18 protein-coding genes, 1 pseudogene and 1 riboswitch are annotated in these 23,784 nt (G+C 58.9%); of the genes and pseudogenes, 12 read left to right on the top strand and 7 right to left on the bottom strand.

All coding sequences use genetic code 11. The features are described from left to right. The coding region (locus NKJ06_RS26730) for an IS630 family transposase (RefSeq protein ID WP_352811178.1) at positions 1 to 481 on the top strand (481 nt) is incomplete at its 5' end. Between the two features lie 222 nt (positions 482 to 703). Beyond that, positions 704 to 905: riboswitch (cobalamin riboswitch) on the top strand. Between the two features lie 95 nt (positions 906 to 1,000). Next, positions 1,001 to 3,352, top strand: coding sequence for a 5-methyltetrahydropteroyltriglutamate--homocysteine S-methyltransferase (metE, locus tag NKJ06_RS26725; RefSeq protein ID WP_352811176.1), 2,352 nt, complete (start codon positions 1,001 to 1,003; stop codon positions 3,350 to 3,352). Between the two features lie 443 nt (positions 3,353 to 3,795). On the opposite strand, the gene NKJ06_RS26720 is transcribed toward metE, so the two are convergent. Continuing rightward, on the bottom strand, positions 3,796 to 4,851 hold the full coding sequence (locus NKJ06_RS26720) for a cytochrome-c peroxidase (protein WP_352811188.1): 1,056 nt from the start codon (positions 4,849 to 4,851) through the stop codon (positions 3,796 to 3,798). Between the two features lie 949 nt (positions 4,852 to 5,800). Between NKJ06_RS26720 and NKJ06_RS26715 the strand changes: the two genes are divergently transcribed. Continuing rightward, a complete protein-coding gene (locus tag NKJ06_RS26715) occupies positions 5,801 to 6,154 on the top strand; it encodes a hypothetical protein (protein WP_023737108.1) in 354 nt (117 codons plus the stop codon). A gap of 137 nt (positions 6,155 to 6,291) precedes the next feature. Here NKJ06_RS26715 and NKJ06_RS26710 read toward each other — a convergent pair whose 3' ends face one another. Then, complete coding sequence (locus NKJ06_RS26710) at positions 6,292 to 7,296, bottom strand: glycosyltransferase family 10 domain-containing protein (RefSeq protein ID WP_352811175.1); 1,005 nt, start codon at positions 7,294 to 7,296, stop codon at positions 6,292 to 6,294. 1,150 nt (positions 7,297 to 8,446) lie between these two features. Between NKJ06_RS26710 and NKJ06_RS26705 the strand changes: the two genes are divergently transcribed. Continuing rightward, on the top strand, positions 8,447 to 8,917 hold the full coding sequence (locus NKJ06_RS26705; RefSeq protein WP_352811174.1) for a Ros/MucR family transcriptional regulator: 471 nt from the start codon (positions 8,447 to 8,449) through the stop codon (positions 8,915 to 8,917). A 219-nt stretch (positions 8,918 to 9,136) separates the two neighbouring features. Here NKJ06_RS26705 and NKJ06_RS26700 read toward each other — a convergent pair whose 3' ends face one another. Beyond that, positions 9,137 to 9,349 (bottom strand): cold-shock protein, encoded by a 213-nt coding sequence (locus NKJ06_RS26700; RefSeq protein WP_023679670.1) that lies wholly within the window; start codon positions 9,347 to 9,349, stop codon positions 9,137 to 9,139. A 371-nt stretch (positions 9,350 to 9,720) separates the two neighbouring features. On the opposite strand from NKJ06_RS26700, the gene NKJ06_RS26695 reads away from it, so the two are divergent. Together NKJ06_RS26695 and NKJ06_RS26690 are read left to right on the top strand one after the other, a co-directional pair. Then, on the top strand, positions 9,721 to 9,948 hold the full coding sequence (locus tag NKJ06_RS26695; protein WP_352811172.1) for a hypothetical protein: 228 nt from the start codon (positions 9,721 to 9,723) through the stop codon (positions 9,946 to 9,948). 1,093 nt (positions 9,949 to 11,041) lie between these two features. Continuing rightward, a complete protein-coding gene (locus NKJ06_RS26690) occupies positions 11,042 to 12,517 on the top strand; it encodes an NAD-dependent succinate-semialdehyde dehydrogenase (RefSeq protein WP_352811171.1) in 1,476 nt (491 codons plus the stop codon). A gap of 814 nt (positions 12,518 to 13,331) precedes the next feature. Here NKJ06_RS26690 and NKJ06_RS26685 read toward each other — a convergent pair. The 4 genes from NKJ06_RS26685 to NKJ06_RS26670 form a co-directional block, all read right to left on the bottom strand. Continuing rightward, entirely contained in the window at positions 13,332 to 15,335 is a 2,004-nt protein-coding gene (locus NKJ06_RS26685; RefSeq protein ID WP_352811169.1) for a class I tRNA ligase family protein, read from the bottom strand. A 336-nt stretch (positions 15,336 to 15,671) separates the two neighbouring features. Then, entirely contained in the window at positions 15,672 to 16,451 is a 780-nt protein-coding gene (locus NKJ06_RS26680) for a phytanoyl-CoA dioxygenase family protein (RefSeq protein ID WP_352811186.1), read from the bottom strand. A 506-nt stretch (positions 16,452 to 16,957) separates the two neighbouring features. Then, positions 16,958 to 18,220, bottom strand: a complete 1,263-nt coding sequence (locus NKJ06_RS26675; RefSeq protein WP_352811166.1) for a lysine N(6)-hydroxylase/L-ornithine N(5)-oxygenase family protein — start codon at positions 18,218 to 18,220, stop codon at positions 16,958 to 16,960. Then, positions 18,217 to 18,879, bottom strand: a complete 663-nt coding sequence (locus tag NKJ06_RS26670) for a hypothetical protein (protein ID WP_352811164.1) — start codon at positions 18,877 to 18,879, stop codon at positions 18,217 to 18,219. Before NKJ06_RS26670 ends, NKJ06_RS26675 begins: the two co-directional genes overlap by 4 nt. Positions 18,880 to 19,717: 838 nt before the next feature. Here NKJ06_RS26670 and NKJ06_RS26665 point away from each other — a divergent pair. The 6 genes and pseudogenes from NKJ06_RS26665 to NKJ06_RS26640 all read left to right on the top strand — a co-directional run bounded on the left by NKJ06_RS26665 (position 19,718) and on the right by NKJ06_RS26640 (position 23,541). Further along, positions 19,718 to 20,179, top strand: coding sequence for a hypothetical protein (locus NKJ06_RS26665; RefSeq protein ID WP_352811163.1), 462 nt, complete (start codon positions 19,718 to 19,720; stop codon positions 20,177 to 20,179). A 213-nt stretch (positions 20,180 to 20,392) separates the two neighbouring features. After that, positions 20,393 to 21,073 (top strand): OmpW/AlkL family protein, encoded by a 681-nt coding sequence (locus tag NKJ06_RS26660; RefSeq protein WP_352811184.1) that lies wholly within the window; start codon positions 20,393 to 20,395, stop codon positions 21,071 to 21,073. A 187-nt stretch (positions 21,074 to 21,260) separates the two neighbouring features. After that, positions 21,261 to 21,767, top strand: a complete 507-nt coding sequence (locus NKJ06_RS26655; protein WP_352811182.1) for an amino acid kinase family protein — start codon at positions 21,261 to 21,263, stop codon at positions 21,765 to 21,767. Positions 21,768 to 22,206: 439 nt separating this feature from the next. Then, positions 22,207 to 22,521 (top strand): annotated as a pseudogene (locus NKJ06_RS26650) (hypothetical protein); the annotation flags it as partial. Positions 22,522 to 22,532: 11 nt separating this feature from the next. Next, positions 22,533 to 23,006, top strand: coding sequence for a 4'-phosphopantetheinyl transferase family protein (locus tag NKJ06_RS26645; protein WP_352811180.1), 474 nt, complete (start codon positions 22,533 to 22,535; stop codon positions 23,004 to 23,006). Between the two features lie 262 nt (positions 23,007 to 23,268). Next, on the top strand, positions 23,269 to 23,541 hold the full coding sequence (locus NKJ06_RS26640; RefSeq protein WP_352811161.1) for a hypothetical protein: 273 nt from the start codon (positions 23,269 to 23,271) through the stop codon (positions 23,539 to 23,541). The last annotated feature ends 243 nt before the right edge of the window (positions 23,542 to 23,784 follow it).

Raw genomic sequence — 23,784 nt, 5'->3', positions numbered from 1 at the left:
GCTCAGGGGATGGGCGCCGCGCGGCGAGAGGATCAAAGCCAAGGTGCCACACGGCCATTGGAAGACAATGACCTTCCTGGCGGCGCTGCGCCATGACCGTGTCGATGCACCATGGCTCATCGACGGACCGATCAACGGCGAGCGTTTCCAGCTCTATGTCGACAAGGTTCTCGTCCCAACCCTCAAGCCAGGCGATATCGTCGTCATGGACAATCTCGGCTCGCACAAGGGCAAGGCCGTGCGCCGCGCCATTCGCTCAGCCGGCGCCAGGCTGTTCTTGCTGCCGAAATACTCGCCCGACCTCAATCCTATCGAGAAGCTCTTCGCCAAGCTCAAGCACTGGCTGCGCAAGGCTGCCAAGCGAACAGTCGAAACCGTCTGTGACGCCATCGGCCAAATCCTCGGCACCGTCACGTCAACCGAATGCCGAAATTACTTCACAGAGGCAGGGTATGCCCAACCTAAATTCATCCCGCTCTAATGACGTTGTCACGCGCTTGAAGTCTTGTCCGAAATCCTTCATCGGCGACCTGCGAGGGATGTCGCAGCCCGACAGGGATCCATTAGTTGGACAATGGTGGCAGCGGAGCAGCGCCGCCAATGGGCGACTGAATATTTCACAATGTTAGACAAGCGTAAAAGCGAAATCACATAACGACATAAACATTTCGTTATGCGTCATTGACAAAAGAGCGGACTGCTGTGATTGTCTGCGTGTCGTGGTTCTCGCGTGCGGCGCTGCCGCAGCGGAGCTAAGAGGGAAGCCGGTGCAATGCCGGCGCTGCCCCCGCAACTGTTAGCGGCGAGCCAACCCCACTCATGTCACTGAGGCGAATACCCTCAGGAAGACGGGTAGAGGCTATGACCCCGCGAGCCAGGAGACCTGCCACGGCGAATTACGTCCACGGGCGGCGTGTCTCGGTGGCCGCTGCAAGCCGGCGTTCGTGCCGGCCTGCTAGCGCCTTCCTTGTCATCGGCGCCTCAACCATCGGGGTATGACATGACTGACTCTCAGGAAATTCCTGTAGCAACGCTCGGCGTGCCGCGCTTCGGTCGTCGGCGAGAACTGAAATTCGCGCTTGAAAGCTACTGGTCCGGAACATCGTCCGCTGGCGACCTTCTCACGACGTCGAAGGCGCTCCGTGCCGCTAGCTGGGAAGAGCAGCGCGATCGCGGCGTGTCGAAAATCCCGTCGAACGACTTCTCGCTTTACGACCATGTGCTCGACACCGCAGCCATGGTCGGGGCCGTTCCATCCCGTTACGGCTGGAATAGCGGCGAGGTCCCACTTGACATCTACTTCGCAATGGCGCGCGGCAACCAGGGTCAGACGGAGGATTGTGGACACGCTGGTCACCAGGAGGAGGCTCATGGACCTAGTGTAACCGCGATGGAAATGACCAAGTGGTTTGACACCAACTACCACTACATTGTGCCGGAACTCGATGATGATCAGACGTTCGCCCTCTCGTCGACGAGACCCGTCCATTACTTCCTCGAGGCTAAAGCTCTCGGCATTCACACACGCCCAGTCATCCTTGGACCCATCACCTTCCTCAAGCTGGCGAAATCGCCTGCCGAGGGGTTCGGTCCCATCGCGCTCCTACCGCGGCTGCTGCCCGTTTACGAGCAAGTCCTGCAGAAGCTGAAGCTGTCGGGAGCCGACTGGGTGCAGATCGATGAGCCAGCGCTTGTCCTCGATCTGAACCCGAACGAACGAGCTGCGTTCGAATTCGCCTATGGCCAGCTGTCGAAAGCCGCGCCCGAGCTGAAGATCATGCTGGCTACGTATTTCGGGTCGCTGGGAGACAATCTCGAAACCGCGGTTTCTCTGCCCCTGGCCGGGCTGCATATTGATCTCGTGCGCGCTCCCGAGCAGCTGGAAACGGTGGGTCGGCTCGCTCCGAAGGATCTGGTGCTCTCGCTTGGCTTGATCGATGGCCGCAACGTCTGGCGTGCGAACCTGCCCGCCATTCTCGACCGCATCAAACCGATCGTCGCCGGCTGGCCCTTGGACCGCGTCGAGATCGCGCCTTCTTGCTCGATGCTGCATGTGCCGATTGATCTGCGCATGGAGACGGAACTCGACGCCGACATCAGGTCGTGGCTCGCCTTCGCGGCCCAGAAGACCGACGAGCTGGTCTTGCTGGCCCGGGCCCTGTCCCAAGGCAGGGATGCGGTGGCAGGCGCGTTGAAAGCGTCTGCCGAGGCTGCCGCCACGCGCGTGACATCCACGAGGATCCATGACCCGCTTGTTCAGGGGCGGATCGCTAGCATTGAGGACAGCGCGAAGCGACGAGAGAGCGCTTTTGGCGAGCGCTCCAGAGTCCAAGCCGGCTCACTCGGGCTGCCGCCGTTCCCGACGACGACCATCGGGTCCTTCCCGCAGACGCCGCAGGTACGCAAGGCGCGGGCCGCTCATGCGAAGGGCCAGCTGAGCTATGTCGACTACGAGACGTTCCTGAGGAAGGAGATCGAGGCTGCAATTCGCTGGCAGGAAGAGATCGGGCTGGACGTGCTGGTGCACGGTGAGTTCGAGCGAAACGACATGGTACAGCATTTCGGCGAGCAGCTGTCTGGCTTCGCCTTCACCCAGCATGCCTGGGTACAAAGCTACGGGTCGCGCTACGTGCGTCCCCCCATCATTTTCGGCGACGTATCGAGGCGCAATCCGATGACAGTGCGCTGGTGGCGATTCGCCCAGTCGCTTACGGAAAAGCCCGTGAAGGGAATGCTCACAGGCCCAGTCACCATTCTCAACTGGTCTTTTGTTCGCGACGACGTACCCCGCTCCGAAGCCTGCCGCCAGATCGCGCTCGCCATCCGCGACGAAGTGACGGATCTCGAAAGATCCGGCGCAAGGATGGTCCAGATCGATGAGGCCGCGTTTCGCGAAGGATTGCCACTGCGCCAATCTGACTGGAAAGTCTATCTCGACTGGGCTGTCGAATGTTTCCGGATCGCTTCAACGGGTGTAAAGGACGCGACTCAAATCCATACCCACATGTGCTATTCGGAGTTCAACGAGATCATTCACGCGATTGCTGGAATGGATGCGGATGTCATTTCGATTGAGACGTCGCGCTCGAAGATGGAACTGTTGGACGCCTTCACGAGCTCCAAATATCCGAACGAAATCGGTCCCGGCGTCTATGATATTCACTCACCACGCGTCCCGGAAGTCGGCGAGATTTCGGACTTAGTCATGCTTGCCCGCGAGCGACTGTCCGACGGCCAACTGTGGATAAACCCGGACTGTGGCCTCAAAACACGCAAATGGGAGGAGGTCCGCCCTGCCCTCATGAACATGGTCGCTGCAGCACGCGCGCTCCGGCAGAAAGTGCAGGCGTAAGGCTTCTCTTCCTCACCGTGTGGGGAGTTGCCGGTGGCGGATGTCGGCCGGGAATATGCCAAACCGATCACACTCTTGAAAATAAGCCACACGGCGAAAATGTGCAATTTTCCTTCGGCACGTGTCCTCATCCCGCAGAAATATAAATGTGACACCACGCTATAGTATTGGTCCTTGGGAACATACAGGCCCCGCGCCTCGAACAAATCGTACACACGTCGTTTCTCAAAGTAGACTGCTTGGCATGTTCGCTCAGGCGGCGACAATATATGATGCTGCGCGTCTGTCCGCTTCCCCAGTTGATTTGCGCAGACTACGGGCGAGGTTGCAGGTTTCGGGTATTGCTAGCGTGTCCCGCCAATTCGGAGATGGACCTCGCGATTCGTCCGTCCAAGTAAAAGTCGCATCATTGTCGATTGCCACGTCCGCAGCCAGCTGGCCCTTTATTTTCCTGAGATCTGCGTTACAGGCCGGGGCGTTGTCGCCGTTTCGGAGGGTAAGATGGGATAGGTGACCTCGGGTGCCTCTCCGGTCAGCGAGTTGAGGAAGGCAACAAGCAGATCAACTTCTTCGTCCGCCAGTACTACGCCAAGCTGGGTGGTCCCCATAATAGCGACGGCCTGTTTCAGATCCCAAACCTTGCCCGAATGAAAGTATGGCGCGGTGAGTGCAACGTTGCGCAGCGGCGCCACGCGGAAAACATAGTAGTCATCGGCTGCATTGGTGACCGCGAATCGGCCCTCGTCTTTGTCCGGCAGGACCTCGGCGCTGGGCTGTTCCACGAGGCCAAAGGGGAAATAGGCTTGCCCACCAACGTTGATGCCGGCATGGCAGGACGAGCAGCCTTTGTCCATGAAAAGCGCCAGGCCCTGTTTCTGTTCGGAAGTCATGGCAAGCTCATCACCATTCAGGAAGCTGTCGAACGGGGCCGGTGTGACCAGTGTCGCCTCGAAGGCTTCGATCGCCTTGGCGAAGTTGTCGAAGGTGACCCGATCGGCTTCAGCCGGAAAAGCTGCATCGAACCACTCGACATATTGCGGCATGGACTTGAGCGTGGCGATGACTTGGTCCGGTGTATTGGCCATTTCGATGCCGGCTTGGACCGGTCCCTTCGCCTGAGCCTTCAGGTCTGCGGCACGACCATCCCAGAACTGAGCGATGTTGAAGACAGCGTTCAGTACAGTCGGCGCGTTGCGCTGTCCCTTCTGCCAACCATGGCCGATCGAGGTTTCGTGATTGTCGTCGCCGCCGGTGGCCAGGTTGTGGCACGAGTTGCACGACAAGACGCCTGACGCCGAGACGCGTGGATCGAAGAACAGTGCCTTGCCGAGAGCGATCTTTTCCGGGGTGATCGGGTTGTTGGCGACTGTCGGCGTGGTGGATGGCAAAGCCCTGAAGGTGGCCAATGCCGTATCTCTGAGGTCGGTGGGGATCGAATCCGCAGCAAAGGCGGTGGGTGCCAGCAAGGTGACAGCCATCGTTCTGAATAGGATTTTCATAAATGGTCTTCCTGCGTCGTGCACGCAGCCACTATGCGATCTGCGGCTCATGAACGCCCTGAGCTAGATCAGTTGAGGGAGAGGATCGGGGTCTGGCACCTGTTTTCGCGGCTGAGCTGGGACCCTCTTGGAAGTGATCGCTCTTCTCGATTGGACTTCAGGGAGGAGGAGTATCCCTGCTCGGCAACCGTTTGTATGCATCAAAGCACGCCCTGGGGGCGGCTTCGTAGATTCGGTCACTGCGATCTTCCCGCCATCGTTGAGAAAGTCGATAGCATCCGCAAGAATGGCAATCTCTTGCACGATGTGCGCTGCACGCCTTGCGAAAAGTGAGCTTCTGAAACCTCAGGGTTCATTCGTTCCTCCTGACCGGCTGATTGCGTGAATCGACCTTATCGACACCCGCCGACTGCGATGTCACCAGCGATGGCGGTTTCAATACCAAAGCAGCGACGGTCTATGCGACAGTATGGATGTCCTATCGGAATAGCCGGTCCGCCTTGTCGATCGTCACACCGGCATATAGCTCCGCTTCTACGAACATCCCATCACGCGAGGAAAGACATGGCCAATACGCGCAGTATCGCCAATCTAGCCCTGGTGCCGGCGCGGCGCTTGAGCAGGTCCACCGGCTGTAACTGCCTCACACCTCGATCCACAGATCCTAGGCGATGACCACCTTGTCGTCATCATTTGACGGGCGCGGGGCATTGGCCCATAAGCGAGCCACCGCAAACTGTGCGGTTGCCAATGCGTAATGATGTGAATTGGAATGATCTTCGGTTTGCGAAACACGCACGTCCGACGCAGCTTGCGTTGACAGAGGCGGTTTTACGCGCAATAGCACTTCCGCCGGCCTATTTTTGTGGAGTTCAATTGTGGTTCGGCCAAGGGCGCTGGGCGCCGGACCGGCCCCGTGTAAACCTTATCAAAGAGAGAGAGACCCTGCATGGAAGAATTCTTACCGCGCATCGCCACTGGTGCCGGCATCGGCCCGGCTCTCGCAGAGAAGGGCGTTGGGTTAATGCTGGGTTTCCTGCAAAGCCACGCGGCCGACGGTCCCGTTGCGCGCATGATCGAGGCCATTCCGGGAGCTTCGGAATTAGTAGCGAAGTATCATGGCGACGACCCAGAGGGTGGCGGCCTTATGGGGCTCGGCCAGCAATTGATGAGTGAGGGTCTCAGCATGGCAAAGATCGCCGGCCTCGCCAACGAGACGATCGCCTGCGCCAAGGAACATGCCGGCGACGAACTCGTGGACGAGGTCCTCAATTCCGTTCCTGGCCTTCCCCAGTTCGTCTGATCAGCGGCAGCCGGGGGCGCATGACCTCGTGCGCCCGTGCCGGCCCGTCTGCGCAGCAGGCATTCTCCGCCGAGCGTTCCGTACCGATCTCGCCAGACCACCGACCGCCGGGCACGCGAAGCGAGCGTTGGAGTACTTCATTCGTCTATTCCAAAATCGACCTCAGGCGATTCGATGTGTATAATTTCCGGCGGTAAGGGTTTATCCTGAACGCTTTCGATGAAGCTCGCGAGATAAGCAAACGTATTGTATTTCTCGAGGACCAACCGCTTCGCCTCTCTTATTGCGCCGCGACGTTCCTTCCAGAGGTCCGAGTCGATGATTTCTTGAATTTTTGGGATTACGTTCTTGTCCTCTGGGTCAATCAGAACCATAGAGTCCGAAGGGAAGAACCTCGTGATTGCCGGGCTGCCGTAATAGATCGGCATTGTTTCAGCAACGAAGCAGTCCATAAGCTTCTCTGTAAAATAGTAGTCAGCACGAGTATTCTCGAACGCTATACTGTAACGGTAAGGTGCGAGTGCGTTCCATTTATCTCCAATCAGCCGAAAACCTCGGCCGAACAGGTCAAAATCGAGCTCCTTTCTCAGCCGTTCCAGAAACGCCAGCCGATATCGATGTCCTTTTAGCAGGGCGATGTTACTGGTAATCCATGAGAGCCGAAGCGGCTTATCCACGACTTCGCTGACCAGAAGTTGGTCATATGTCTTGTTTACAGACCAAGACCGAGTGATAGGTGGAGACAAAACGAATCGGCGCGCTGCATTCTGCCGAGCAGCCAGCTCTTCGTCAGACGTCAGGACGATAGTATTCTTCCCCTGCCCTTCATGAAATGCACGATGAGCTTTCGTCGGCGGTTCGCCGATTGCAAAGATTGTCCTGTTTGGGCTCGCCTCGATATCAACAGGGAGCCCAAAAAGAGAAGCAGAGTTAAAGACAATATGCCAATCGGGCACGAAGGATGTCGTGCGTACAAAAGCGACGTTGTTCCAGATTCCACTGCCCTTTGGAGTGAGATGGTGGATTGCATCATCCAAAACGCCCCAAGAATCTAGACATGTAGCAACAATGGGCGCCGGGCGTTCCGTCAACAATTTGGCCGACAAAGCAGTTCCACTCCCTTCAGTCGTGAAGGTACTCAATCGCGATTCAGGATTGCGGTAACATTGGGCAGCATAAACCTTCCGGGACCTGCTGTCGAGGCAATTGTCGCTTTGCACTTGACCAGGTTCTTCCTCGCTTCGTGTGGTGATCAGGCCGGCTGAGTGGCAGCATGCGTGCCTAAGGAGTTCGCAGCCGGCGCTGCCTAATGGTACGTTTGATCGTCTTCAGGCGGTTGATCAGCCCTTCCGCCTCGGCCGCTCTCCACGGCAGTTCAATGGCATCGCGAACGGAGTCAACGTCACGGCGTAGGACCAGACCGAAACGCGTGTTGGCGATGAGCCGGGTGACGCCACGTCGATCGAAGTGTCGAGCTTGCCGAATTCACAGGCCCCGCAAAATGCCGCGGAAGCGCATGGCAAGCCTGCGCATAGTGGCAAACTCATGTGATCCCTGCTTCAGGACGTCGACCTTTGTGGCCTGGTTGATCGTCAGCACATCACGAGGCTTCATGCAGAGGGCCTCGGCGACTACCGGCGAGATCACACGGCCGGTCGCGGCATTCTGTATGAGGACGCGTCGCTGGCTGGTTGATGCATATCATTGAAGCAGGCGACGCACTGTCCTTGCCCGGCCTCTCGGCGCGGCGCCAACTTGCGAGAAGCCGCTCCAGATTCGAAAGCTGCCCGTGTCGCCGCGCTGTTCGATATCGTGGAACAGGTGTCCTCCGCAGCGATTGCCGTCTCTCGAGGACCGGCTAAGAAACGCCTCGAAATACATTGATGTCCTTGGTTACCAGCGGCGGTTCCCAGCCCCTTGGAAGAGTGGCTCACCGGGCGATGAACTTACATTTGGCCATGGCCAATGAACGTCCATCGTCCCTGACGCCACCAGCAAGCGATCACGATCCCTGATTTCACAGTCAAAAGAAGTAATACCGAGACAAAAAAACCGCGCTTAGGCTCAAGACTACTAGCAAGTTCGACGCAAAGTTACAGCCGGGACGCGCCACGCACCTCGGCAGGGTCGCCAACAACGAGTGGCTCAGCGTCACGACGGGAAATATGGCGCATCGATGTCGCTTCTGGATGAGCATTGGCAATAACGCTGTCGAGACATTGTTGCTTTCAGCGGCAACCGGCCCTATGAAGCGACGCTTCGCTGACTATGTTTCACCGCCTGGAGAGTTTCATGACAGAAGAAGCCGGAAAAAAGGTCGACACCCTCATTGAGCTTGCCGCCGATGTCGTGTCGGCCTATGTCTCCAACAATCCGATCCCGGTGGGGGATCTCCCTGCCCTCATCGGCCAAGTGCATGCGGCTCTGAGAGCGACGGCCGGAGGTGTCTCTGCGCAAGAGCCGGTTGCCCTTACGCCTGCAGTCCCGATCAGGAAATCGGTGACACCGGACTACATCATCTCCCTTGAGGACGGGAAGAAATTCAAATCGCTAAAGCGCCATCTGTCGACCCACTATGGGCTGACGCCGGATGGATATCGGGCCAAATGGGGCCTGCCGGCGGATTATCCCATGGTCGCGCCGAACTACGCCGCGGCGCGCTCGACATTGGCCAAGACGATGGGGCTCGGCCGCAAACCGAAGGCGCAGGAAGCGCCGGAGCCTGCGCCGACGAAGCGAACCCGCAAGAAGGTCGCGGCTTGATTTCGGCAATCGAGATTCGTTCTGGAGCGTTGCAGCCATCGGCTTAATCTGCGCGTCATATAAAAAGGCGGGGCCAACCCCGCCTTCCTTTCAAACAACTTTGTTTCATGAGGAATTCGCGACGCCTGCAGCAAACTGCTGCCCTCAGTTTTTGCTCGGTCCCATCGAGCGGCCGTGAGGACCTACGTGCCTACTCTTGCCAGGACGCAGGAGAAAATTTCAACCAGCTTTGCTGAGGCTGCCAGCGGAGGACTTGCCAGTGCGGCGATCCTGCTCGATCTCATAGTTGATCTTCTGGCCGTCAGCGAGGGTCGAGAGGCCCGCGCGTTCGACAGCGGAAATGTGGACGAAAACATCCGGACCGCCATTGTCGGGCTGGATAAATCCAAACCCCTTGGTGCTGTTGAACCACTTTACCGTTCCAGTCGGCATATACTTGTTCCTTCTTTTACAATGCAACGTGGGCAGGCCATTAGGCCTGTCCCAGTCATAGCCGAGAGTTGGGCGCAGCAAAAAGCGAAAAATTGTTAACCCCGATCAGCTGGCGCACTCCATTGTGGGCGTAGCCGCCAGCAAGCACTGTCCTACACTACCGCTCGAGCGTGGCCGGAAGCGCCCAATTTCTTCCAACGCTCCTCAGCGCCACGTCGATGGCTCGGGTTTGGAGGCGCGGGACGTAAGGCCGACCGCTGCTCGTGCCGCCAGGTCAAAGGCCGGGTAGTTCACGGAGCTGCCTTCGTGCATAACACCTTGGGAGCGCCTTAAGGAGTTTCGAGTTGGATTGTTTCAAGAGGGTCGAGGGGTTGATCGATGCGACCAGCGTGGAAGCGATCGATAGCGCGCGCGTTTTGCTGGACCAGTTCAAGGGCAAGTCAGAAACAATCTCCCAGGCGATTGACGACTTCCTGCTTGATTTCTTGACCTTGCTGTTTGTGGTAGAAGCCACCCGCGAGCAGTTCCACAATCCGGCGAGGCGGTTAGCGCGCATCAGATTGAGCAAGGTCAGGCTGTTACTCACCCGATGCCCTTGACCTATGCGACCACTCCGCCAGGCATGCATTTGCAGCCGAGCGCACCAGGCGATATTTTACGCACATGAAATCAATCGCGACTGCTAATTCTCCTGTTTGGTGCCCAGGGACGACGGCAAGCGCGGACAGCTTCGGTGCTGCTGTCCTGCAGCGGCAAATGTGCTGCATGCCCCCATCCAAGGCGAGCTCGACGTTTGTTTCTTACGTTGACCAAGGTCCCGCGAAAACACTCCCCTTCCCGCAGCAACTCATCACGTTCAACGGCCTCGCGGCAGGCCATCACGCCAGAAGAGAGCAACGGCATCGTTTTTCCCGCCCAGTCCTACGGCCTCGTTTTCCAGCGCCTCGCGAATGTCGCGACCCGCCGTTTTTTTCAGGTCCGTCTTCGCGCGAGCGTCTGATCTTCAAAGCGACCACCAACCGCGCCGACAGCGAGTTCACCGAGCCGTCTAAGTGAGTGGCGGCTACAATAACGCCCTCACCGCCTATGACTCGTTTTGGGCAAGATGATGGGCTTCGAGGCCGATCGCATGTTCAACCTCATCCTCAACGAGGATGATATCAAGACCGAGCGAAATGTGATCCTGGAGGAGCGCCGTTGGCGCAGAGAGACGAACCCGCAGGTCTGCTGGACGAGGAGGTCAACATGACATTGCGGCCGAATCAGCCCTACCGCATTCCGGTCAAACGACCGGATGCAGGAGATGGAAAAGCTGAACGGCACCGACGCATTCACGATCTACAATAAATATTGCCGACCGAACGACGCGGTGGCCGGCACGTAGAACCAGGCGCTGGCCGCGAAGACCTTTGGCAGGGTTGGGGGGGGGGGGGGGGGGGGGGGGCGCCCCCCCCCCCCGCGCGCAGGGTGGGGGGGCGGGGGCGGGGGGGCGCGCCCCGCGCCCCCCCCACAACCGCCGGTCGAGCCCGGCTAGTAGAACCGCGACTCATCTTCTAGCGAATTCAGGTATTCTCCCTTTCCAGTTGGCAACCGTGGTCTGCTAGCTGTCTGGCCGAGGTCCTATGAGGAGCTTGGACGTCCGGACTACACACCGAACCTGCTATATACGCCTGGCGTTGAGGAGGAAACCGATTGCCCCTGTGCCCGCCGATGATCCGTCACCTGAGATCCCCTGACCTGTTTGGACCCATCGATCGCCTGCCGGCACTTGGCACGCGGATTAGAGAGCGGACATTCGAGGTCCTCAACCCGTCGACCGGCGAAGTGCTGGCAGAACTACCTGACATGGGAGTCGAAGAGACATGCGCTGGAATCGAGAAGGCCTATATCGCGCAGCCTGGATGGGCAGGGTTTACCGCACGTGAGCGCAGCGATGTTCTATGGCGATGGCATGAGTTGATCATCGACCACACCGACGATCTCGCTGCAATTCTCACCGCGGAGATGGGCAAGCCGCTTGCCGAGGCCAAATCGGAGATATCGCATGCTGCGGCGTATCTGCAATGGTACGCCGAGGAGGCAAATCGCGTCTATGGCGAGACGATCTCCGCACCATCGACGGACCGCCGAATGCTGGTGATCAAGCAGCCCATCGGGGTGGTCGGCACGATAACCCCATGGAATTTCCCGGCCTCGATGGTGGCGCGCAAAATCTCGCCAGCCTTGGCGGCGGGCTGCACGATTGTCCTCAAGCCCGCTGAACAGACGCCGCTCGTGGCTGGAGCAATGTTCGCCCTCGCCCATCAGGCAGGCTTCCCCGAAGGCGTCGTCAACCTGATCTATGCGTCCGAAGGTGACGCGGTCGGCCGCGAACTTTGCACAAATCCCAAGGTCCGCAAGATCAGCTTCACCGGGTCTACTGAGATCGGGCGCTTACTTATGCGCCAGTGCTCGGACCAGATCAAAAAAGTCAGCCTAGAGCTCGGCGGCAATGCACCTTTCATCGTCTTCGATGATGCCGATATCGATGCCGCGGTTGACGGTGCGATCCAGGCGAAGTACCGCAATGCCGGCCAGACCTGCGTTTCAGCGAACCGCCTTTACGTCCAGTCGCGCGTTCACGACGAGTTCGTCGAGAAATTCGTGGAACGGGCTCGCCAACTTCAAGTTGGTGACGGTTTCGCTCCCGGAGTGGACATCGGGCCTCTCATCGACAAGCAGGCTTTGGCCAAGATTGAATCCCATATTGCCGATGCCGTAACTAAAGGCGGCGCAATTCGATGCGGGGGCAAACGCCTCGGCACGAATGGCACTTTTTTCCAACCAACGGTCCTGACCGGTGTCACCAGCGAGATGACCGTCGCGCGAGAAGAGACATTCGGGCCGCTCGCACCGATTATTCGCTTCAACGATGCGGATCAGGTCGTGCGTGATGCCAATGAAACGATCTACGGCCTCGCGGCGTATTTTTATGCCTCTAACCTGAAGCGTGTCTGGCGTGTCGCCGAGGCCTTGGAATATGGAATGGTCGGGGTAAATACCGGCCGGATGTCTTCGGAAGCGGCGCCGTTCGGGGGGATAAAACAGTCCGGCATCGGGCGGGAGGGATCCCGCCATGGCCTCGAGGACTACCTCGAAATGAAATATCTCTGCATGGGCGGCATCTGAAGCATCGGCTTGTAGGGCTCACAGACGGGTTACCTAGCGAGCGATCTCCAAACATGTGAATTGTAGAATCGCTCCTCGATTGGGAACTGAGGGGCGGTCCGCACCCGAGCAAACACGCAATCCTGAGGAGCCCCCTAAAATAGCTGGATGTATCTCTCGACGAGACAAGCGTCTGCATTTTCGGCGAACACGGCGCGCATGCGACGGAGGATACGCTTGCGATTTGGCGGCCCTCGCCGACTATCCTCAGGCGACGGGCTGTCGTTGCGCGGTCTGGTTGGAAGCTTGTGCACCAAGCCATCGTCGACGCTGATTGAGCAATATCCGGCTTCAGGGGCAGAATTTGGACCTGCTACATTCCGATCAGTAGCTCAGCTGTTCGTCGGCTGACTGCCGCGCCGGTACACGCTCGGACAGAATCGAAGGTACCATCACGCGGCATTCGCATCCACATTGGTGATCGGCGCACGGTCCAGGGCACGCCAGGTTGACCAAGCGGGTCGAACCGAATGACAGCCTTGACCGGCTGGAGGACGGAAATCCCGATGCCGAAGAGGTTGGTCAGCCCAGTCGAGCCCACACGCATTTTCGGCACGAACAGCAAGGGCTGGGAAGCGATCGGCCGAGCGGTCCTCGAAGGCGCGGGCCAGGGTTGTTTGACGACGCGTTGGTTCAGGTCCGCTAATCTAGTCTCTACCGTTTCAGAGCGGCTTCCCTCGCCAGTGACAGCGAGTCAAGATATTTGGCATCGTCGGCTTTGATTGCCGCGCAGATCTGGTCGAGATGGGGACAGCTCACTGGTGCACCTTTGGGCTCATAGTGTTTCCTCGTTATCGAGATGAGGATTGCCGGATTTGGCGTAGAACACCAACACGGGTCCAAGATCAAAGCGCGTCCCGGGCGCAAGGCGCTGGACGGACCGGGGCCATGTTTCGGTTGAGGCGCCATCGATGCCTCGCGCCAGCGTTCTGGCGAAGCGGGGCATCAGCGGAGCGAGTGTCGGTGCCAGGATCGCAGCGGCCGTCGTCTGAAGGGCTAGCGAAGTCCGATTGCGGGCGGGATAGAAACGTCGCGCCGCCGCAAAGTCTCGCGCCCCGCGGTAGATCACGCAATCGCGCACGAATTCGCAGACCTGAGTGGCCGCGCGCCGAACCGAGAAGCCTTCGTCCGAATAGGCGCGCTCCATCGCCGCGCGATAGATCTCTATCCGAGCAAAGAAGGCGCGGTCGACCGGGCTCCAGTCGCCTGCATCGGGTACACGGCCGGCAAAATCCTGCTTGATTTCCTGGTTCAACGCATCAAGCCAGTTCAGCCAAATCCCTTGGAACACCTCGTTCTCGGTGCGGCGCAGCGCGTCCAGCGTGAAATCCGTCCGCTCACCTTCCGGGCGTGTCAGGCCCAAATGAAGGCGCACGACGTCAACTGTCTTTGGGCTCAGAACCTCCTTGCCCCAGACCGCATGGCGGCAGCTGGTTGAGAACTTCTTGCCGTCGAGTAGGTAGAACTCGTTGACGTGATAGCGGATGCGTGGCGTCCAGTGGGAGAAGACCTCGGCGTAAAGAGCGGGGTAGAGTAGCGCGTGGTAGAAGGAATTGTCGAAGCCGAAGAAATGGACAATCTGCCAGTCGTTGCCGGGCATCTCGGCCTTCCAGTCGCGACCCAGCGAGCGGCCGAGCGCCTGGATGTTGTACAGAAAACCGAAGGCCATCTCCGGCCAGACCCAGATCACTTGGCCCGGGAACCCTTCCGCCGGCAGGCCCCAGTCCGAGGGGTGGGTAATGGGCACTGAAAATTTCCCGCGTCGGCGTACGCGTGCGAAGAGATCCAAGATTCGTAGCGGGGCCCCACACGCCCTTAGATGCCGGTCGACGTTGTCGAAGCATCGATGCAGCGCAAGTTCAGCGCGGCGGACGGAGCCGACCAGCGGCGCCTCGGCAGACTGCCGTGATTGGACTGCACGCAGGTCGTGGCAAAGGTTTGGGGCGCCGCAGTCCTCGCAGATGTTGCCACCCGCGGACCCGCCGCAATCGGGGCAGAGGCCGCTAACATGCGGTTCGTAAAGATAACGGCCTGTCACGGCATCGAAAAGCGCAGGGCTCTGGCGTAGATCTATCGCCGTGCTGCTCAGAAGACTGCGGAAACAGGCGGCTTGAAACTCCCCGTAACCGTCATCGCCCGTCGTGAGTTGGAAGCTGTGGACCGCACAATCGAAAAGTGCAAGCGTGGCGCGAATCTCGTCGGCATAGTAGCGCGCCACGTTTGCCGGCGTCGATTGATCGGCATCAGCGCGCGCGGCGACGTAGCTTTGGAAATCATCGCTCCCAGTCAGGTGATAGGCTTCGACCCCTTTCATGCGCAGGAAGCGCGTGTAGACGTCGGCGCCAAAATAGGGGCCGGAAAGGTGCCCCAGATGCAGATCGCCATTTGGCGTCGGCGGCGTGGAGAAGACGAAAGTCGGCGCGCGGGGAGCCGTGAGCTTTGCAGCGACATGATGAGCGGCGTCGTCGTCTCGCCAGTAGACATCGACGAAATTTAGGTCTTCGTCCCCATCGTTGCGCAGCACATGCGCTTCAAAAGGGTGGAACACAACGACATCACCCGCCTCGACCGAAACTTCCCCAAGGTCGGTCCTGACCTTGCCCGATCCTGATAGGATCACGAAGGCCTCGATTTCGTCGTGCCGATGGGGCTCGGATGTGACGCCGGGTCCAACCTTTCCGAATGAAAACCCCGTGCGAGCGCTGCCCGTTCCAAGCGTGGCCGTGTCGATACCAAACGCCCGCGACAGTTCCGTTCGAGAAAACGTGTATTTGCGCATGACAACCAACCTAAGCTGTTGAAGCAGTGGGACCTTCGGCTGCCAACGCAACAGCCTCCCGTGCAATTCGTGGAGAGAAACGGCCGCCCGACCCGTTGGCGGCCCGGCCAGGATAGTGCAGCTCTGGACCGGCAAGCGGGCAACCAAGGGGGGCACTAGTCGGGCTGTAGGCGCACAGAAGACCGCCTGCGACCACCTCCGCAATCCACGTGCCAAAGCGTCGTAACGGGCTGCGGTCGATGCTCCGCGAGCCCGCAAATCAGACGTCCATACCGTCCGCGCATTTTTGAGCGGTCGATCAGCTTCGTGTGCATGCCTCCGCCTGGCTGCGTGAGCTCAATCGCGATAGAAGATGCCATTTGGGGGCTTGAGATTGTCGAGATCGGCCACTTTGCCCTCGGGCGGGTTAAGGGCGCGCTTAAGCACGTTATATTCAGCGCGGGTCGGCCCGCCGGTTGAAGCACGCTGGAACACCAAGTAGAGTGTCCGCCGAGAACGATTGCTTTTGTTCGGTGGTGAGTAGTGCGGTGCGTAATCGTCGAAGATGAAGATGTCGCCAGACTTCCATACTACGGGTTCCCAGGAGAACTTTTCGGCAACTTGAGGGTCGATCACCCCACCGGCATCCATGGGAAACACCCCCTTCTTGTGGTTGCCGGGGCTGAAGAAAAGCCCGCCGTTTTCCTCGTCGGAGTCGTCGATGCCTATGGCAACCACCGCATGGACCATCCGATCCGGGAGTTTGTGTGGAATGTGATAAATGTCCTGATGCGGGAGATAGCCGCCGCTGTCGGGGTAGTGGAAAATCAGCAACTCCTTGAGCCTGCGCGAATCTTCGCTAAGCAACTCCTCGACCGCTGACTTTATGCGCTGATCTTCTAAGAGCAAACGACGCAATGGATCATGGAAGTCGAGAAAATTCTCCATCTTGGAGGTGATCTTTCGATTGTCCGTCGTTTTCTCGAACCACATGAGCCATTTATCATCGCTGACGACCCAGCGTGACATATCTTCGACAAAGGTAGAGATATCTTCCTGAGCCGCTGGTTCGAAGAACCTTTCGAGCCTGACGTATCCGTCCTTCTGCCACTTTTCTCTTTGTGCATCAGTCAACATGCGAAAAGCCTCCTGTTGGAAAGACTGGTTTTGGTTGGACATGCCGATTAGGGCGGTCGGGCGCTGATCAAGTTGCGGGTCCACGGAGACGGACTCACGTGATGAGGGAGGCGATGCTAAGTGCGTTCCGCTCCGGCGGATATTGTCCGCAGAAGCTCGGGCGAGACTGCCTATGTCAGGCTCAGCCGAGTCTAGGGGTTCCGTAAACTGGGCCGGATCAATCGCTTCACCCGGTTCAACCACGACACGCATCGCCAAAGGCCGGCACCATCCGCTACCTGCCGACCCAGCCATGGCCGCCAAGACCACGGCGGTCTTTCGAGTGAGCGACTTGGTACGGCCTTGGCAACCGTAGGGGAAATGCACGCCCCCAGAGTGATGCGATGCGCCGCTTGGTCGAAGGGCTTGGTCGGTCACGATCATATCGGAGAAGCCTCCGGGGTTCGCCGCAGCGCAGGCGGGCATCATTCCTAGGATGCCACCGCCGATGATCAAAAGCATACGAGTCATATCCCGCTGCCCATTTCTTCGGCTGCGGGGGCGGGCCAGCTCTCGATCGAGGTATGGCTTATGAAGCCAGGATGCTCGGGGTTCGCGCATGGCGCGCGCCCAAGAAGGCTATCGAGGATGCGGCGCGCGCGCCAGGCCAGCAGGCTTAGGTTCGGATCGGCCAGGCCGCGCTGCCCGAGGCTCGCATTTTGTACGAAGATGCGTCTGTCACACGGTCCGTCCCAGCTCACCGAAAAATCCTCGCGAATAGTTAATTCATTGTCGATCTGCTCCAGCCGGTGCGCGATGGGTTCCAAGAAGTCTGGCACCGCGTTCTCGTAACCGGTGGCCAGGATGACGATGTCAGCCGTGACTTCTTCGACCTCGACCATGCCGTGCTGCAGGGTCAGCCTGTGACCCGCGCTGGCGTTGATGCAGTGGGAGACGGTGCAGCCCGGCCGCAGTGTGATGTCGGATCGGTTTGGCTCGATAAATGCGTGGCGGTACAGCGCCTGATAGATCGCGCGCAACGTGCTTTCCGAAATGCCGTCCGAGGCAAGCACGAAACGCCGCAGGAGCAGCTTACGCTGCGACTCGCTCATCGCCGCGAAACGGTCCGAAAAGCAGGGCATGAACAATTCGTTTGTGAACGGGCTGTTGTCCAGAGGCAGATAGTTTTCGCGCTGCGAGACCCAAGTAATCGAGGCAGGCCGCCGTTCTTTCGGCAGGCCGACAAGATGCAACATCACCTCGGCTCCCGACTGGCCTCCGCCGACCACGCAGACATGTTTTCTCCGCACCTCAGGGTGGATGTGCAGTAAAACAGATGAGTGGAACAGGTTGCGTCCAATCCAGCCCTGAAACTGAGGCGGGATTTGCGCCTGCTTGCCAATGCCAACCACGACGTTTCTGGCGCCGAGAACCGCGTTATCGGTCCGCACCCGAAACTCGCCGTCAAAGCGGATTTCGTGCACGGTCTCGCCGCCATGGACAAGTGGGTTCCTGTGGAAGGCCCAGTTCAGGTACTGCTCAAACTCAGCTCTGAACACAGCCTCGAACTGTGCGTTCAGGAAGTGGTACAAACGCCCGTTCTCGTGCAGGAAGTTTACGAAAGTGTAGGCTGATCGCGGATTCACCAGTGTGACCAGATCCTTGAAGTGGCTGACCTGGAGCTCCGAGGAATCGAATGCGATGCCTGGATGCCAGCGGAAGTCGACCTGCCGATCCAGGAACAGTGCCCCTTGCCCAACTTGCTCGTGTATCTGACACGCAAGGCTCAAATTAGACGGCCCAGCACCGACCCCAACGCAAGATAACTCCACTGCTTCCTCCTATAGAGTCTTCCCACTAGGCGGCTTGTTCGCGGCGAATATCGGCCATAGCCATAGGGCTCCCTCGCGGACATTTGCGAGCCCCGGTCCCGACCGGGTTTGCGAGAATTTGTCCAGCGCATTCGGGTCGTCGAATGTAGACCCGAGCATTCCAGCGCGGTGACAATCGACGGGTCATACCGGCTACCTGGGGCAACGACGTATGTCCTTTCCGCCCGCTCTGGTGCCCGCGTCGCGGTCACGCGAACGCTTTCCAGCCCATTAAGGTGTTTTGAGGCCGGCGCAATCGCCGCCTCGACAATGACGCGCCGCCTTTCGGCGGCTGATGGCAGGCGAAAGCGTGTTTTCACTGCGGCGACGGCATGTTCGGTGCGCATGATCATGGACAACGTCTCGCTGATGCGTTCGCAGAACCCCATGCATGGGCCGTGCCAGAGAAGGAACTTTTCTTTAAACAATGGGTTGGCGGATTTACGATCCTGTCCGAAATCCGACATTGAGGAGGACGCCTCACGGCGGCGCCCGATTTGCACGTCGATGTCGCCTTTTTCCGAATAGCTAATCGGGCACTTTCTGCACCAGAATACTTCTCTTATGGAGACCAGCACGACGTCTTCATGAACGGACAGTGCAGAACCCTGTGTCTCTGCCGGACAGATCGCGATGTGCCTCTCCCATCGAGGTCGGCAGTTGCAAGAGCTGCCAGATCCTTCGCCCTATCGTGCCGTTGCACTGGCTAGATCCCGACATCCTCGGAGGCCGCGATCATGAAGAGTGACGCAATCTCATGTCCGCCGCGAGGCCTCTCTCAGGGGGAAGCAATTCTCTATGTTGGTGTCGGATCGATGCTCTTGATGAGATGGTTGCGGATGGGCGCATGCCCAGACCTAAGCGCATCAATGCTTTGCGCGATATGGGACCTTCACCAACCGGATTGTCGAATCTCTGTAAAGATAGCCGGAAGACAATTGCGTTATGGCCACTCTGCCGGTTCCAAAAGCGGATGCGCCATTCGGTCCCTGCGACTCAATCCAGGCAAAGGGATGAGGCCGCAAAGCAGTCTTTTGCGCGCTGACCCGTGGGCCAGGATGAGCCATCGTAAACGCAGTTATTCGATGATCGCCGCCGCGGAGCTCCTCAGGCTGTGCCGCGCCCGACACCGTCGACGTCGTGGTCGTCGATCGCCCCGTCGCCGATGTCGGTCCGAAGCTCGGCCAGTTTCGCGGTGAGCTTCACTGCTTATTCCGCAGTGCCCACCGAGCTCGCACACGAGGTTCTATCAGGCGGTCACGGCTGCACTCGTTGTCGGGTCTCCGACAAAGTCGGACATGAGACACACCGCAATCAGAGCCATGTCATTGTTGTGAAATGATTTTCTCGTTTGGCACGACACGTGCAAGGCTATCCGCAAACGCGCTGCGGCAAGGACTGAGGAGAAATCATGCCATGATCAAGCTCGCCGAACATGCGGTCGCAGCCGCGAAAACTCGGCCTTTCCGAGCCGACAGGACGTTGCGGCTGTTTTCCAGTCGACATCATTCTTCACGTTATCCGGACATGACCATATTCGATTTCCGCCCAACGCTGAATGCCCCAGACGATGATCCCTATCTTTGGCTCGAAGATGTAGAAGGAGAACGGACACTTGCCTGGGCCGCCAGCCAGTCGGCCAGGCCCCTGGGGCACTTCGATGGAACACAGTTCGATCGCGACCACGACGCCCTGACAGCGATCTCGACTGTCCCTGACAAGGTTCCCGTGATCAGCGCCGCGGTCAGTGCCTCTACAACTTCTGGCAAGATGCCGGAATTCCGCGCGCACTGTGGCGCCGGGACCACCCTTGCCGCTACCCGCCGATCCTGCTCTCCACCACGAAGCGGGCGTGCGTCCACCGGGCCACGCGGGTAAGACGGCCGCAAAGCTGCAGGCCTTTGGTTATCCCGCTTACTTCTGAGTGAGTACAGGGTCGATGATTGCGAGCACGGCGCAAATAATGTGTGCGCGGTCCCACGCAAACTGCGCATGAGCGCCGCGGCAATCGCAAGCAATTCGAGCAAGACTTTTCGTAGTTCAGTCCACATTTCTGAAGAGCAAGGAGAGAGTATCATGGCGAGAAACCAAATGCGCGCGGCGCGGGGAGTAACAGCGACCGTTGTCCTCATCGTGATGGGACAGCAGGCCGTCGCGGCGGACCTTGCGCAAGCGGCGAGCGTCCCGCAGGCAGGAGCCTCGGTCACGGAAGCGCCAAGCCCTTGGCAGATCCGCCTGCGTGCGTTGGGGGTCGTCACTGAGGATTCGGGCTACGTCAATGCAGTGCCCGGCTCCGATCTTTCTTATTCAAACACGGTGACGCCGGAACTCGATATCTCCTACTTCTTCACGGACAACATCGCCACGGAACTCATACTCGGCACCACCTACGCCAACATCGACGGCCAAGGAACGATCGGCGGGCTTGGCAAGATCGGCAAGGTTTGGCTGCTGCCGCCTACGCTCACATTGCAGTATCATTTTACCGATCTCGGCACTTTCAAGCCCTATGTCGGCGCCGGCGTGAACTACACGATATTCTATAACCAGGATGCCGGCAGCGCCGATGCTCTCAAGGTTAAGAACACGTTCGGCACTGCGCTGCAGGTCGGATTCGACTACATGGTGGATCAGCATTGGGGCGTCAACTTCGATGTGAAGAAGCTTTTCCTCAAGCCAGACTTCGACGTCACGGTCGACGGCGCGAAGCTGACGGGGAAGGCTGCGCTCGATCCGTGGTTGATAGGCGCAGGCGTCACCTACCGTTTCTGATACCAAGGCGACGCGGCTTGCTGACAGCCGATCTGAAATCAAGGGCGCCTCGTGCGCCCTTATACCCCTCCAAGGCCGTGACGCTCAGGACAGGTGAGATTGGAGAGACGTGTCTTCACTTCCAGTGCAGCAACACTCAGCGGCAGCACCAACAAGCTCGATCCGATTGGCGGCTCGCCGGTTGATAGTGAAGATTGGCTCAGCACTGATCGGCGATCCAGAAACCGGAGAAATACGCGGTTCTTGGCTTGAAACACTAATAGAGGATGTCGTCCGATTTTTCGCACGAGGGCAGCAGGTGATCATCGTCACGTCTGGTGTTGTCGCGGTCGGCTCAAGTCACTTCAACCATCTGGACAGATCTCTGCGAGTTGAGGAGAAACAAACGGCCGCCGCTATCGGTCAGGTTCAATTCATGCGTGCCTACGAACAGAGTTTAAAACGCCATAGCTTTGGCGTTGGGCAAATACTATTGACCCGCGAAGATATAGATGATCAGCATCGCCGCCTCAATGCGGTTTCAACCCTTCAACGACTTCTCAAAGTTGGCGCGCCATACCCATTATCAACGAGAACGACACGACCGCAACGACGGTCGCACGCACTCGGACGTCCCGGCGCCGGGCCCAATCCAGGTGCATGGAAGGTTGCTTGTGCCGCGACTTTCTCACCGCCCTCTTACGAGCAAGATTGACTGACGGCAGCGCCCGATCCAAGTATCTGCGGCTGGGGTGGCGCCATGTTTCAGGGGCTTCGGTTCAAAGTCGTCGTCGCACATTACGGTCGGCCCACACCTTGAAATGGAGTCATTCCTCGGATGCAACTCGACCAGTTCGCGGTGAGTTGAGTTTTCCGCGGCGCACACCGAGTTCGCACAGGGAACTGACAGGCGGTCACGGTAGACTCGGTGTCGGATCTTCGACGATGTCGGATGATGCAGTGCTATCGGAATGATCGCACTGTTCTGAAAGGATTTTCCTAGTTGGCACGACCCATGCTCGGGCTATCCCCAAACGCGCTGCGGCACAGACTGAGGAGAAATCATCCATGATCACGCTCGCCGAACATGCGGTCGCCACCGCGAAAACTGAGCTTTCCCGAGCCGAAGGAGAACCTTGCGTTTGTCTACGGCGATGGGGTCTAGGCTGGGCCCTGTGGCGGTGAGCGCGGCCTCCAGCATGCGCGCCTCAGCCGTCAGGCACCTTATTGCTCTTTCTGCTCGTTCGCTTGGATTTCTTAAAGACGTGACCTTGCACGACACGGGATACGTCGATGCGGTTCTTGTGCATGCCCGGTTCGATTTCGAGTGCTACACGGAAGATCTGTTTCATAACCTCGCCTTGGCCTTCCCTCCCAGCTTGTGCACGGCACTACCGTTACGCCGTGCCGAATTTCTGGCCGGTCGCGCGATGGCGGACGCGGCGTTGCAGGCGCTGGGCCAACTTACTACTGAGATTCCATCGGTCCCGACCGCGCCCCAGTCTGGCCAAAAGGCTCAGTTGGTTCAATCACCCATGCGCGGGGGCATTGCGCCTGTTTCGCCAAAGGCAATCCAGGCTGGCAAGCCGGTGTCGACATCGAGGCAATAGCCAGCGGCCACGCACTGGAATCGATCCTGAGCATGACGGCTAACCAGCGTGAACATGCCTTGATTGCACGACAGACGGCGCTCCCTCCAGATCGGCTGGCAACGCTGCTCTTTTCGGCAAAGGAGACACTTTTCAAAGGACTCTACCCGGTGGTGCGGCGCTTTTTTGGGTTCGACTGTGCTGAACTACGGACGCCCCCTGCGAACGGATGCTTGCGGCTGCACCTAACACAAACCCTTTGCAGGGAATTACCTGCGGGCGAATCCTATGACATCCGCTTTAATACCACCGCCGACTGGGTGTTGACTTGGCTAGCCGTGCATCGGTTACGGAGGCAAGCCTGATTACCCGAGCCGCATGTAAAATATAGCGGTCTGCCCTTTCACAGCCCGTTCCGTCCGGCGGATCCTCGTCGCGCGCTCGTGAGGCGTCAGCTTTTGCAAACTATGCGCGTCGTCAGCGCCTTGCGCTGCTCAGACACACACTCCACTTGCTCGAACATTTCCTTGCCCGGGCGGACGAGGCTGTCGCGACCGGCCTCGGCTCGAAACGCCCAGATCCTGGTATCGGTCACCGCCCCTCGGCCGAAAAGATGAAGCTGAACTGATGACGGTCGCTGGTCGTGCCATCCTCCGGATCATAGAGTTCGCCCGGCTATCGAATGCCAGCGCGCTGGATATAGCGCAGATGAGCGCGCGCCGACTGAAGTCCCGTTCCATCCAGCTTGACGACACGGGACTTGATGACGAGGCGCTGCTGGAAGGCGGCGAAGCGGTCACGCGACGCAAGCTCGCTGCAGACGCCGGCACCGCGCCCGATCCCGGTGCCATGGAAGGTTCCCTTGCTGCGACTTTCCCAACCACGAGCAAGATTGGCTGACGGCAGCGATCGAGGTATTTCCGGCGCGGGTGACGCGCATTTTTGCGGGGCTTCGGTTCAAAGTCTTCGTCGCGCATCAACGGCCGGCCCCCACAACTTGAACTCGAGTCATTCCTCGAGTTGGCACTCGACTGGTCCGCAGAAATCGGCGCGGTCGCGGTCGAGTAGCTCAGCCATTCGGCTTTCGCCCTCACAGATCCGGGCGGGCGGATTTCCCGCACCCGGCTCTTCCCGAGGGTAACC

Source organism: Mesorhizobium sp. M0293 (assembly GCF_040321735.1).
Lineage (GTDB): Bacteria > Pseudomonadota > Alphaproteobacteria > Rhizobiales > Rhizobiaceae > Mesorhizobium.
The sequence above is the reverse complement of the archived record's forward strand: the minus strand, read 5'-3'. Positions and strand labels throughout refer to the sequence as shown.